This is a genomic window from Clostridium sp. ETTB3 (assembly GCF_053571985.1).
In genome coordinates this window covers 555,657-569,713 of the sequence record NZ_CP199832.1, presented here as the reverse complement: position 1 = coordinate 569,713, position 14,057 = coordinate 555,657, and the positions used below count along the sequence as shown (strand labels likewise).

The following is a 14,057-nucleotide window of genomic DNA, read 5'->3' as shown; positions in this document are numbered from 1 at the left end:
TTATAAAAAAAAATTAAAATAGTTAGTGTTTAAACTTAATGATGTTTAAAAAATTGTTATTATTTATATACTTTAAAAGCTTATAAAAAAAATATCATCCAAGCAATTTAAACTGTTAACTTTAAGTATAAGGAGGAATTTTATATGTATTCAGCATTAGACACGATTTGGACTTTATTAGGAGCAGCTTTAGTATTTTTCATGCAAGCAGGTTTTGCCATGGTAGAAACCGGTTTTACAAGAGCTAAAAATGCCGGTAATATTATCATGAAAAACTTAATTGATTTTGCTATAGGTACTGTTGTATTTTGGTTTATTGGCTTTGGTCTTATGTTTGGAGGGGATAGTCCATTAGTTGGTGGACTTGATTTATTTATAAGAGGTGATTATAGTTCATCTATTCCTACATTTGCCTTTGTTATCTTCCAAACAGTTTTCTGTGCAACTGCAGCTACTATAGTTTCAGGTGCCATGGCAGAAAGAACTAAATTTTCATCTTATTGCTTATATAGCTTAATAATAAGTGCAGTTATTTATCCTATTTCTGGACACTGGATTTGGGGCGGAGGCTTCTTATCTAAATTAGGATTCCATGATTTTGCTGGTTCTACAGCTGTTCATATGGTTGGTGGTATTGCAGCATTGATTGGTGCTTCAATACTTGGTCCTCGTATTGGAAAATATTCTAAAGATGGTAAGGCACATGCAATTCCTGGACACAGCCTAACACTAGGTGCCTTAGGTGTATTTATTCTTTGGTTTGCTTGGTTTGGATTTAATGGTTGTTCTACAGTTTCAATGACTGGAGATGAATCAATATTAGCTGCAAGTAAAATATTTGTTACAACTAATATTGCTGCTGCTACTGCTACATGCGCTGTTTTAATAATAACTTGGATAAGATATAAGAAACCTGATGTTTCTATGACATTAAATGGTTCATTAGCTGGACTTGTTGCAATAACTGCTGGATGTGATTTAGTTACTCCTGCTGGTGCATTTTTTATAGGACTTTTTGCAGGATTTACTGTTGTATTTGCTGTTGAATTTATAGAAAAGAAATTAAAAGTTGATGATCCTGTTGGTGCTATTTCTGTTCATGGTGTTTGTGGAGCCCTTGGTACTATTTTAACTGGATTTTTTGCAGTCGATGGCGGGTTATTTTATGGTGATGGTTTCAAATTCTTAGGAATTCAACTTTTAGGTGTTATTTGCGTCATGGCTTGGGTTACTATAACTATGATTATTGTATTTAATGTAATTAAGAAAACTGTTGGTCTTCGTGTTTCTGCTGAAGAAGAAATTGAAGGACTTGATAAAAAGGAACATGGACTTGAAAGTAGTTACGCTGATTTTATGCCTATGAATCCTTCACTTGCTGGAATTTCATATTCTCAAAGTTCTGCTACTATCACACCACCATCTTCACATATTGATGATAGCACAGATACAATTCCAGTTATTTATAATACCTCTAAAACAGATGCCAAATTTACTAAAGTCGTTATATTAACTAAACAAGATAGATTTGAAAGATTAAAATCATCACTAGACAAGTTAGGAATTACGGGTATGACTGTTACAAATGTTTTAGGTTATGGAATGCAAAAGGGAGCTACTGAATATTATAGAGGTGTTGCCTTAGATGAAGTTACCTTATTACCTCAATTAAAAGTAGAAATTGTAGTATGTAAAATCCCTGTTGATACATTAATTAAAGTTGTTAAGAAATCTTTATATACAGGTAAAATTGGTGATGGCAAGATATTTATAGAAGATATTGAAAATGTTATTAAAATTAGAACTAACGAAGAAGGTTATGATGCATTACAAGATGAAGATGATAAAAAATAAATCAATTAAAGGGGCTGTCACACTAAAACTTTTATACACAATATCTTGTAATATTTATTCTTAATGCGACATCCCCATTTTTACATCAATTTTATTTAATGGAACTTATTGATTTTTAATCAAATATTCACACAATATTTATTCTTATCCACAGATTTTACTAAATTAATTATCACTTATACACAATAATTAATTTAAATAAAAAAGAAACTCAATAGAGTTTCTTTTGGTGGCTTACCGGGGAATCGAACCCCGGACACCTTGATTAAAAGTCAAGTGCTCTACCGACTGAGCTAGTAAACCAAAATTGGTGCGTGTTAAGAGATTCGAACTCCTGACCCACGCCTTAGAAGGGCGTTGCTCTATCCAGCTGAGCTAAACACGCATTTGATGGAGCGGGTAGTGGGAATCGAACCCACCTTTCCAGCTTGGAAGGCTGGAGTATTACCGATATACGATACCCGCATATGGTGACCCCTAGGGGAATCGAACCCCTGTTACCACCGTGAAAGGGTGGTGTCTTGACCGCTTGACCAAGGGGCCATATCAGCATATCCTACTGACTACTTTTTGTATATTACATTGTTTTCAGACAAAAGTCAACACTATTTTAAAAACTTTTTAAAAAAATTTTTAATGTATTCGATTTCCCTTCTTCTTTTTTCATATTATCCCAGATTATAAATATCTATTAGTTCAATTTCATTGTTAATATTTGTGATTTTAAAATCATCTAAATGTTTTTTATTATTTTTTTATCAAAAATATCACCTTTTAATTATAATAATTCATTAATATACTTTTTAGAAAATATAATTGTATTACCACTTTTATTTTTATTTTCTACACTAACTATCCCTTTATTACCTAAGGCTATACGCTAAACTATTCACTATTAAATAAAATCAATCATAAAGTATATTGTAACTAATTATATAAATTATCTTTATGGAGGTTTATTATGCGACAATTATCATTGTCATATGCAAATCCTAACTCAGGAAAAAATTCTGCTATTATAGCTTGGATTAATTTTGGTAATATTTCATTATCTCCTGGTGAAACTTTAACAGGCTTATATGTTAAATTTAATGATGGCTCAACCCTTTCATTTGATTTAACAAATACTTCTTCTAGTAATATTTTATTAAACTCTACATCTGTTCCTGTTACTTCAACAAGTTCATTTGGATACTCAAATTATACAAATATTTCTGGAACTCCTGCATTGATAGCAGACGTTTCTAATGAAAGTCATTCTGCTTTATTTGAAATTTCTAATATCTCTTACTTAAATTCTTCTGGATTTCATATAAATGACTATACTTTATATATTGCAGATTTATACGCTTCAAATTCATCTGAAAATCTTAGTGGTAATTTACAACAATATATAACTAATGGTTCACCTTGGCTTGTTGAAGAATTAATAGGAATTGGATCTACTCCAAGTATTGAAATTACTGATGAAAGTTCTACTCCTATAACTACCTTTGATCTTAATGATATTACAAATGAAGCTATTACTAATTCAATAAGTGTAGCTGATATAACTTATTATAATTCTAATACTAAAACACCTATTTTATCTACAAAATCACCTACTATTATTCAAGCATATTATAATAATAATGAATATACTATAATAGAAGGCTTTGCAATTGGAATAGCTTTTCCAAACCCTAATATATTCCGTTCAAGAGGTATAAATTTATTTAGATAAAGTAAAAAAATTTGGGCTGTCGCACTAAAACTTTTATACACAATATATTGTTTTAAAAAATAAAAATTAATACAATATATTGTAGTATTTATTCTTAATGCGACATCCCAATTTTTTACTTTAATATAATATTTAAATATTTTTAATTTGCATTGTTAATATAATATTTAAATATTTGTTCTGCCCTACTTTTATTATAATAATTATTTTTCATAGATTTTTCATCATGAATAGATGCACAATATGGAGTTCTCTTACCTTCCTTTATTTCGTTATAATATAATTTAACTAAATTCTTAGAATTAGCTTCAAATATTAAATTTTGATATTTACTATCTCTAATCTTAAAACAAGTTGTATTATTAATTTTAGCTTTACAAATATTATTAATAATGCATTCACTACAATCTATTTTTTGCTTTTGATCTATTACAATACTACTTACTAATGCCATTTTATAATTCGTAAATTCTTTTATTCTAATTGAATAATCAGAATCACACCTACCTGTTTCTTCATTAAAATATCCTAATTGTTCAATAACTTCCGGTCTAAGACATAAACAATTCCCAACTAAAGTATCAATTAAATTTATTTTTATTCCATTTCTCTCTATATCCTTGCCATATAAAGAATAGTATCCAAGTATACTTGGTTTAATAGTAGATGCTGCACCTACTTCTGGATATTCACTCATAACTTCCATAAATTTAGTTATCCAATCAGGAGTTATCATATAAGTATCACTATCTAAATGAAAAAAAAATTGCTCTTTCTTTCTTTTTGACATAATATAATTTATTGCATATGCGCATCCCCTATTCAAATCAAATTTTTTTATTTCTTTTATTCTTTTATCATTTAATGTTTTTATAAACTCCCATGTGTCATCACTTGAATTACTATCTATAATATATAATTCAAAATCATCTGTGCTTTTTAATAGTGCATTTAAATTTCTGGCATTTAACCCAGCTCTATTCCAACAAATAAAGCTTACTAATGCTTTTTCCATATAATTCACTCCTAATATTAACTATATGCTATTTTATTCTTTAGCTTTTATTTTAGTTAATATAAAAAGCAGCTAAATACATATTATTCAACTGCTTACTAAATCATATTTTATTTTTATTTAATTCCATTAAAAATACTTGTTTATTATTTATAGTTTTCTCTTTAACTACTTTAAATCCTATCTTTTTATATAAATTAAATGCATTTATATTTTTCTTATAAACTTCAAGTATAATTTTATTTAAATTTAATTTACTAAATCCATATTCACACAAAAGTTTAGTTGCTCTAAATGCAATATTTTTCCCTCTAAAAATTGTATTACCTATTAATAGTCTACCAAATTCAGCTATATTATTTTCAAAATCAATATTATATAAAGCTATAGTTCCAACTGGAATTTCATCATAATAAATCATAAACATCTTATCATTTATATTATTTTTATATTTTTCATACCAATTTTCTTGTTCTTCCTTTGTTATATATTTATTATTAAAAAATACCCCTTTATCATTTTCATTATTTCTCCATTTTCTCATAAGTTCTATATCTTCTATTCTTATTGGTTGAATATTAACATTGTTAAAATTCATATTCATATTTACAGTTACAAACCTTTACTTATATATTTTTATAATAAATCCCAAATGACTTTTAATTAAAAAATATTATTGATTAACTATATCATTAATAACATCAATAACCTGTCTTGCTCCATTATCAATACTATATTCACTTTTAACCTCTTTATAAGCATTTTGTGTGATTTTATATAATTCATCTTTATGATAATATAAATATTGTATACAATTTATCCACTCATCTATTTTATCATCCAAAAGAAATCCATTTATTCCATTCTTTATAACCTTATAAAAACTTTCTGTTTTAGATGATAATATACATGCTTTACAAATACCAGCAATAGTATATTTCACTTCAGATTTGCTATTTAAAAAATCATTTAATGGTTCTTTACACCTATACTTAATAGCTTCTATATTTTTTTCACTTAATGTTAATGGATTTAATAATATATCTGCACTTTTAATTAATTTTATCATTTCATCTTCTTTTAGTATTGGATAAGATTTTATCCATTTTTCATTTCTAAATTGACCATACATACCACCTATAACTATAAGATCAAAATCAAATTTAAAAGCCTCTTTACTTTCCACTATACCTTCTATTATATTACTTCCTAATGCTCCTGTACTTGCCCATACTAAAGTAAATTTTTCGCTTTTATTTTCTGGAATATTGTCAAATGATTCTACATCTATAAAAGTATGAAATACATGAACATTATCATTATATTTTCTTATATATTTAGCTAATGTTTTGCTAGTACATAACACATCAGTACAATGACTAATAAACTTTATAGGCAAACCATTTTGTGATTCTAAAACTAAATCATCCATAATATAAATAAACTTTTTTATATTTTTGTTTTTTTCTATTATATCAATAATATTATTCACTTCATCTTTATCAATAATAGTAATAGTTCCTAGTCTTTGCAAAATAATCACATCAAATTCTTTTACTATATCACTTGTTAATTCAGTATAATATATAACTTTTGTATTTACATACTTTTTCATACCTCTAGCTAATTCAAATGTATATTTTTTAGTACATCCACAGGTTTTATTTGAATATACAAATAATATCTTCATAAATTTATTCACCCCCCTTATATCATCCTTTATGGCTTCTAAACCTTAAATGTCAAAATGTCTTCTTATTGCATTTATAAAAATGTCTACTGTATTTTCATAGCTAAACTTTTGTTCTAATTTTCTTCTTGCATTAATTGCTATTTCTTCTCTTAGATCGTTTTTATTTATTAATAATTCTAATTTTTCATACCAATCTTCATCTCCACTTGCTAAAAAACCATTTATACCATTTTCAATAATTTCTCTATTATTAGGTAAGTCTGAAACTATCATTGGTATTCCCATCATCATCATTTTTTTTAAACTACATCCACTTTTACCACACCTATTAATACTATCTATATAAGGTATTATTCCTATATCACTCATTGATATTTCTGGAACTATATTTTTTAAATACAATTTTATTGGTTGAAATGAAATAAATTTTGCAAAAGGTAAAAACTCTTTTACTACTCCCCTTTTATCTTGAACTCCATAATGCTTACCTTCATGCCACCCATATAATCTTAAATCTATATTATATTTTTTATATATTTCATTTAATGGTTTAGATATACTTCTTAAATCTTCAACATATACATCCGCTAAATTTTGTTGCCATGAAATCACTATATTTTTATTATTTTTTTGATTTATACTAATAAACTTATAATTTTCAAAATCAGAAATTGCTACTATAACCTCTACTGGAGTGTTAATATAATTTGATAAATTTTTAGCATGAGCTTTATTTCCTACTAAAATTAAATCACTTATTTCTAAAGTCTTTTTATAAACTTCTTCATTCATTCCTTCAAAGTCATCATCTATATGACATAAAAACACCTTTCCTTTAAGCTTATAAATATCTTGATATTTATGACCAGGAAGTATTTTTTTTTGAAAAATAATTATATCAGCATCTTCTTTTTCAATAATTTCTTTTTTCCTTTTATAACTTATTACCTTTTCAACATTGTACCCTCTATTAATTAATGAATCAGCAAATAAATTATCAGAAATTGTTGTTGGTGCCATTTCATTGTCCGATAAAAAAAATTTTATTTTCAATTTCTCACCTCAACACTTTAACTTACTTTTCCAATTAGAAATATCATTTTTAATTATTTTATCTTGTATACTTTTGTTACTTATAATATTTACATTATCAACTTCATATTCTTCTATATTATAAAGACTTAATTCCCTTTCTATATTTCTTTTTTGCATTTCTTCTACTACATAATTATTTCTATCAGTATTCATACTTATAGAATCCTTATGCGAATATTCAACAACACTCACTATTTCATCAATAAAAGTTAAATCAATATGCTTGCTCCATCTCCTCCATAAATCCCAATCACATAACCTCCTCATAGCTACATGTGGATTATATCCTCCATATAAATAAGGTAATTCCCTTGAATGCACAACAGAATTGTTTAATATTTGATTTCCTTTTTTTATCATAATTTGTTCATCATATTTTTCTCCATGAACTCTTTCTTCTTTTGTAATAGAATTAATAAATCTTCCCTTACCATACACAAATGCTAAACTGTCCATTTTTTTTAATTTATCTAACATAATTTCTAACATATTGTCAACCCATTGATCATCATCAAACTGATATGCAATATATCTTCCTCTAGATTTAATTATTCCTTGATTTACACGTATAGCTGGTAAACCAGAGTTAACATCATTTCTTATATAGATAATTCTATTATCATTTTTCATAAAATTTCTAACTATATTACTTGTAGAATCCATAGAACCATCATCTACAATTATTAACTCCCACACCTTAAAAGTTTGATTTAAGACAGTATTTATTGACCTTTCCAACAATCCACTATCTCCTCTACAATAAGTTGGCATAATAATACTAACTACTGGTTTTTTTATTAAATTATTAGAGGTATTTAGTTTCTCATCTTTTATAAACTCTTTTACTTTCATCTTATTACCTCCACTTATATTTTTATAATATAATTACCTTTTATAATATTAACTCTCTAATTTTTTAATAAGTTTTCACATTCTTTAATATAGTTTTCACACATTATTTTATTTGAAAATAATTTGCTTCTCTCTGCTATTTCACTTTTATAATAATCATAATTTTCAAATGTTTTTCTTATTTTTTCTGCTAAGTCTTCACAATTAACAATTGGTAATTTTTTAAAATCGCCTATGCACTCTCCTCTTAATCCAGCATCTCCCAATAATTCTGCAGTGCTCCCTGATTCTAATCCAACAATTGGAACATTAACACTCATTGCTTCTAAAATTAAATTTGAGCAAGCGTCATGTGGTCTAGAATGTAACACCAAATCTGCACTTCTTAAATATTGTGGCATATTTTCCCTAGGAACTGCCTTGCTTAAATTAACTTTTGTAATATTACCAAGTTTTGCCTCTTTAATCATTTGTTCATTTTTAGGATATGCTAATCCTAAAATCCAAAATTCATATTCTGGAAGTAACTTAGCCACATTTATAATAGTATTAATACTAAAATCAGCCATTAACGGTACTCCCCAATATGCTATAGATAAAATCATTTTTTTACTACCTTCTCTAGGAATTTTCATTCCACTTGGTGAAAATAATTCTTTATTAGCACCATTATATATAATAGTTCTTGGAATTTTATTATCTTGTCCTAATAAATAAGTTACTAATTCATCTGTAAATTTACTTTGGCATACAATTAAATCAGCTAAATTCATATTTTTTGCTAATAACTCATTAAAATGATCACTTGATTCATGACTAAAAAGATGATAATCAAAAAATAATCCATCAATTCTATGAATTATTTTTGCCCCATTTCTTTTTAATCTAATTAACTCTTCATATCTAGATGAATTAGCAATAGTTATAAAAACATCTACATCTTCATCATGATTAAAAGATACTTGGTGTCCCTTATTTAAACAATATTCACTAAAAACCTTAACCCAACTTCTTATTCCCCCAAGACCTTCAACTCCAAATGGCAAACCTATCTTCAATTAACTTCCTCCTAAATTTACTTAAATCTTCACTTTCTAATATAATATGTTTATTAATACTCAATGTTACTTTATATATATGATAAGATAAACTTACAAAAAAATATTCCTAAAAATAAAAACCTATAAATAGTATTTTTATTTTTAGGAATACATCTATATATTTATTTTAAACTTAATTTATTAGGAAAAAACATAATTTATCTTTTTTAAATTATAAATTATGTTCTTCTATTAGCTAAAATTTAATATTTATATCATAGTTACTCCATCTTCAAATGTAATTTCACTTTTCCAATTAGGAAGAATTTCATATCTATCCCATGGTTTCATTATTTCTCTTTCTCTATAGTGTCTTGCTCCCCATTCAACATTCAATTTATATCCTGTCTTTTCTTCAAAAATCTCTATAACTTCTTTTAATGTTAATACTCTTCCTGTGCAAATAGCATATTTTCTATGCTCTCCATATTCAATATCATTTAAAAACTCAATTGCCTTTATAAATCCATATACTATATCATTTACATGAGTTAAATCTATTTTAGATTCTCCTTCTGTCATCTTTAAGATTTTATTATTTATAGAAAAATCCTTCAACACACTTATTAATTTTCCTCTTGTATCATTGTCACCATAAGAATCAAATAATTCTAATGATATACACTTAAATTTTACACCCTTAGCATAATAATCAATTATCTTCTCAAAGGATTCTTTAGTAGCTGCATAAAGACATACTGGATTATAATCTTCATTATTATAATGTTGCCAAGCAGTACTTGTATTTATAAAGTTTTTAATTCCACATTGCTTCATAGCTTCTAAAATCTTTGTAGGATATTTTATATTTATATCAATAAAATTATCTATATCTTCTTTTTCATGCTCTGATTTAAATATGGCTGCAAGGTGAACTATACAATTAGGTTTAAATTCATTTAAAGCCATTATAATTTTATTAATATTATCATCAACCTTATAAACCTTTATCTTATTAATAATATTTTTAAACTTATCTAATTTACTTTCTTTCCTACATAATATAGCAACATTGTATTCATTATTTATAAGTTCATAAATAAGATGACTTCCTATAAATCCAGTGCCTCCAGTTATCATAATATTATTCATATATTTAATCTCCCAAATATCTTTCAATCATATTACAAATATAATCAATATCTCTTTTAGTTAATCTTAAATGCATTGGTAAAGAAATTATTCTTTCACTCATATATTTTGAATATGGACAACATCCCTTTTTATAATTATATACATTATATTCAGTATTATCCCTATAATGTACCCCTGGAAAAATTCCATTTTCATTTAATTTAGTTATTAATTTATCCCTATTATCAACTGCAATAATATAAAGATGCCTACTACATTCACACCCCTTAGTTATAGGAATTCTTTCAATATGCTTTTTTGAATTATCAAAATATTCATCATACCATTTAGCTATTTGCCTACGATAATTATTATCTTCATCTAAATACTTTAATTGAACAAGTGCTATAGCCGCCATTATAGAATTTCCATTATATTTATAACCTAAATAATCAACTTCATATTTCCACTTATAATTTCCATTATCTCTTGCATAAGTATCCTTATCAATACCCATCCAACTAAGCTTTCTTACAAGTTGATCATCTTCATTTTTTTTGAAACAAATCATTCCCGAATCAGCTGTAGGTAAATTCTTTACTGCTTGAAATGAATAACATACTGCATCAGCTTCTTTTCCTACTATTTCTCCATTTAACCTTGTTCCAGCCATATGTGCAGCATCTAATATAAGCTTTAAATTATATTTTTTGCAGATATTAACTATTTCCTTATATCTTCCTACATTTCCTCCTAGCCCAACAAACATAATCGCTCTAGTCTTATCAGTAATCTTTTTTTCAACCTCCTTTGGATTTAAACATAAATATTCATCTACATCAGAAAAAACTACTTTTAAATTTTCATACATAATAGCATGATTGCTTGATACAAATGTTATTGGAGTAGAAATTATTTCATCTCCATCATTCCACTTGTTTTGTATTTTAAAAACCTTAATTGCTAAATGAAGTGCAGCTGTATCCGAGTTTAAAAAATGTGCATTATTTAACCCTGTATATTCTTTCCATTTTTCTTCAAATTCAATAGTTTTATATCCTATCCCAGGCCATCCTTTTTCAAGGCATTCCCTAATCTCTGCTAAACATTCATCTATTCTAAAGGTAGGAACAAATAATTGTATTGCCATTTGTTTATCACTCCAAATTTTCTTAATTATAAAATTTATAGTTTATTTAATCTATTTATAATATGTAATTATTATTTATATAGTTACTTATTTTCTTTTTAATATAGTAGTTAGTATTAATATTTTATAGTTTCAAAAAATATTAACTTTGAATATTCTAATATTAGGAATGATAGTATATAAAAATAAAAGGAGGTCTTAATATGGATTTATATGAATTATTAAAATCAAAAAAAGAAAAACTTTCCATAATTGGACTTGGATATGTTGGAATTGTTCTTGCAATTGAATTTGCAAAAAAATTAGATACAATTGGATTTGATATAAATAAAAATAAAATTGAAAAATATTTAAATGGAATTGATCCTACAAATGAAGTTGGAACTGATGAACTAAAAAATTCAAAATTAAAATTTACTAATGATCCTACTTTAATTAAAGATGCAAAATTTCATATAATAGCTGTTCCCACTCCAATAAATACTGACTGCACCCCAAATCTCACTCCTATAATAAGTGCTTCAGAAATTGTTGGTAAATATTTAACTCCTAATTCTATTGTTGTTTATGAATCTACAGTTTATCCGGGATTAACAGAAGAAATATGCATTCCAATTTTAGAAAAGATGTCAGGATTAACTTGTGGTAAAGACTTCAAGGTTGGATATTCCCCTGAACGTATTAACCCTGGTGATAAAGTTCATACCTTACAAAAAACAGTAAAAATTGTTTCTGGAATGGATAGTGAAACATTAGATATAATTGCTAAAGTCTATGAATTGATAATAGAAGCTGGTGTTTATAAGGCTGAATCTATAAAAGTTGCTGAAGCAGCAAAGGTTATTGAAAATTCACAAAGAGATATTAATATTGCATTTATAAATGAATTATCATTAATATTTGATAAATTAGGTATAGATACATCTTTTGTATTAAAAGCTGCTTCTACCAAATGGAACTTTATAACATTTTATCCTGGATTAGTTGGTGGTCATTGTATTGGAGTTGATCCTTATTATTTAACTTATAAAGCTAAATTAGCTGGTTATAATTCACAAGTAATTTTATCTGGAAGAAATATAAATGATAGTATGGGCAAATATATTGCTGAAAAAACTATAAAATTATTAATTCAAGCTGGAACTCAAATTAAAAATGCTAATGTTGCCATATTAGGAATAACCTTTAAGGAAAATTGTCCTGATATTCGTAATTCTAAAATTATAGATATTATAAAAGAACTTAAAGAATTTGGTGTTAATGTATTAATATCAGATCCATTAGCTAATAGTGAAGAAGTATTACAGCAATATAATTTAACACTAACTGATATAAATGAAATTAGTAATTTAGATGCATTAATAATTGCAGTTTCACATGACTTTTATAAATTATTTTCCCTTGATTCATTAAATAAGTTCTTTAATCCTAGTATTACTCCTGTGTTAATTGATGTAAAAGGATTATTTGAAAAAGATAAAGCTAAAAATTTAAATTACTTATATTGGAGGTTATAAATGTGGGATATAGTGATATAACCTTTCCATCAAATACTAAATTTTTAGTAACAGGTGGTGCTGGTTTTATTGGTTCTAATTTAGTTGAAGCCCTATTAAATAAAAATTATTTTGTCCGAGTTTTAGATAATTTTTCAACTGGTAAACGTGAAAATATAGAAACTTTCTTATCAAATTCAAAATTTCAACTTATAGAAGGTGATATAAGAAATATTGAAACTTGTAATATAGCAACAACTAATATTGATTACGTGTTTCATGAAGCTGCATTCGGTTCTGTTCCCAAGTCTATAAAATATCCCTTACTTTATGAAGATATCAATATAAAAGGAACACTTAACATCTTAGTATCATCTCTTGATAATAATGTAAAAAAAATAATATATGCATCTTCATCTTCAGTTTATGGTGATAATAAATATATTCCTAAAATAGAGTATAAAGTAGGAAATCCACTTTCTCCTTATGCTCTAACTAAAAAAGTTAATGAATTATATGCCTCTCTATTTTCTTCCTTATATGGATTAAATATTATTGGCTTAAGATATTTTAATGTTTTTGGTAAGAGGCAAGATCCAAACTCTGAATACTCTGCAGTAATACCTAAATTTATAAATTCATTACTAAATGGAATTACTCCAACTATAAATGGTGATGGCTCATATTCCCGTGATTTTACCTACGTAGAAAATGTTATAGAAGCAAACTTAAAAGCTTGCAAGAATAACACTATATCAGGAGAAGTTTTTAATATTGGATGTGGTGATACAATTACCTTAAATGAGCTTTATTATACCTTAGCTAATATATTAAATTTTAAATTACCACCTATTTATGGTCCTAAAAGACTTGGGGACATCCCTCATAGCAATGCAGATATAACTAAAGCAAAAAAACTTTTAAATTATAATCCTAGCTATTCATTTTATGATGGTATTAAACTAACATTAGATTGGTATAAAAAAACCTCTAAAATTTAGAGGT

The 14,057-nt window shown here is 26.3% G+C and carries 12 protein-coding genes and 4 tRNA genes; 4 read left to right on the top strand and 12 right to left on the bottom strand.

The window, feature by feature from the left end; all coding sequences use genetic code 11:
- Positions 1-144 precede the first annotated feature (144 nt).
- A complete protein-coding gene (locus ACUN06_RS02830) occupies positions 145-1,854 on the top strand; it encodes an ammonium transporter (protein WP_294368416.1) in 1,710 nt (569 codons plus the stop codon).
- 227 nt (positions 1,855-2,081) lie between these two features.
- Here the strand turns inward: ACUN06_RS02830 and ACUN06_RS02825 are convergent.
- The 4 genes from ACUN06_RS02825 to ACUN06_RS02810 form a co-directional block, all read right to left on the bottom strand.
- Positions 2,082-2,157: transfer RNA gene (locus ACUN06_RS02825), tRNA-Lys, on the bottom strand.
- 5 nt (positions 2,158-2,162) lie between these two features.
- Positions 2,163-2,239, bottom strand: a tRNA-Arg gene (locus ACUN06_RS02820).
- A gap of 6 nt (positions 2,240-2,245) precedes the next feature.
- Positions 2,246-2,319, bottom strand: a tRNA-Gly gene (locus ACUN06_RS02815).
- A 3-nt stretch (positions 2,320-2,322) separates the two neighbouring features.
- Positions 2,323-2,397: transfer RNA gene (locus ACUN06_RS02810), tRNA-Glu, on the bottom strand.
- Positions 2,398-2,815: 418 nt separating this feature from the next.
- On the opposite strand from ACUN06_RS02810, the gene ACUN06_RS02805 reads away from it, so the two are divergent.
- On the top strand, positions 2,816-3,577 hold the full coding sequence (locus ACUN06_RS02805) for a hypothetical protein (RefSeq protein WP_291730964.1): 762 nt from the start codon (positions 2,816-2,818) through the stop codon (positions 3,575-3,577).
- A gap of 142 nt (positions 3,578-3,719) precedes the next feature.
- Here the strand turns inward: ACUN06_RS02805 and ACUN06_RS02800 are convergent, their stop codons facing one another.
- The 8 genes from ACUN06_RS02800 to ACUN06_RS02765 form a co-directional block, all read right to left on the bottom strand.
- Entirely contained in the window at positions 3,720-4,592 is an 873-nt protein-coding gene (locus ACUN06_RS02800; protein WP_291730963.1) for a glycosyltransferase, read from the bottom strand.
- A 103-nt stretch (positions 4,593-4,695) separates the two neighbouring features.
- Positions 4,696-5,196, bottom strand: coding sequence for a GNAT family N-acetyltransferase (locus tag ACUN06_RS02795; RefSeq protein WP_291730961.1), 501 nt, complete (start codon positions 5,194-5,196; stop codon positions 4,696-4,698).
- A 69-nt stretch (positions 5,197-5,265) separates the two neighbouring features.
- On the bottom strand, positions 5,266-6,282 hold the full coding sequence (locus ACUN06_RS02790; RefSeq protein ID WP_294127961.1) for a glycosyltransferase family protein: 1,017 nt from the start codon (positions 6,280-6,282) through the stop codon (positions 5,266-5,268).
- Between the two features lie 45 nt (positions 6,283-6,327).
- Complete coding sequence (locus ACUN06_RS02785; RefSeq protein ID WP_449390067.1) at positions 6,328-7,338, bottom strand: glycosyltransferase; 1,011 nt, start codon at positions 7,336-7,338, stop codon at positions 6,328-6,330.
- Positions 7,339-7,347: 9 nt separating this feature from the next.
- Positions 7,348-8,232 (bottom strand): glycosyltransferase family 2 protein, encoded by an 885-nt coding sequence (locus tag ACUN06_RS02780; RefSeq protein ID WP_449390066.1) that lies wholly within the window; start codon positions 8,230-8,232, stop codon positions 7,348-7,350.
- Positions 8,233-8,288: 56 nt separating this feature from the next.
- Positions 8,289-9,290, bottom strand: a complete 1,002-nt coding sequence (locus ACUN06_RS02775; RefSeq protein WP_449390065.1) for a glycosyltransferase family 4 protein — start codon at positions 9,288-9,290, stop codon at positions 8,289-8,291.
- Positions 9,291-9,542: 252 nt separating this feature from the next.
- Entirely contained in the window at positions 9,543-10,424 is an 882-nt protein-coding gene (locus tag ACUN06_RS02770) for an NAD-dependent epimerase/dehydratase family protein (RefSeq protein WP_291730950.1), read from the bottom strand.
- A gap of 4 nt (positions 10,425-10,428) precedes the next feature.
- Positions 10,429-11,556, bottom strand: a complete 1,128-nt coding sequence (locus ACUN06_RS02765) for a DegT/DnrJ/EryC1/StrS family aminotransferase (RefSeq protein WP_291730949.1) — start codon at positions 11,554-11,556, stop codon at positions 10,429-10,431.
- A gap of 203 nt (positions 11,557-11,759) precedes the next feature.
- On the opposite strand from ACUN06_RS02765, the gene ACUN06_RS02760 reads away from it, so the two are divergent.
- A complete protein-coding gene (locus ACUN06_RS02760; protein ID WP_302538083.1) occupies positions 11,760-13,073 on the top strand; it encodes a nucleotide sugar dehydrogenase in 1,314 nt (437 codons plus the stop codon).
- Between the two features lie 2 nt (positions 13,074-13,075).
- On the top strand, positions 13,076-14,053 hold the full coding sequence (locus ACUN06_RS02755) for an SDR family oxidoreductase (protein ID WP_291730945.1): 978 nt from the start codon (positions 13,076-13,078) through the stop codon (positions 14,051-14,053).
- Positions 14,054-14,057: the final 4 nt, after the last annotated feature.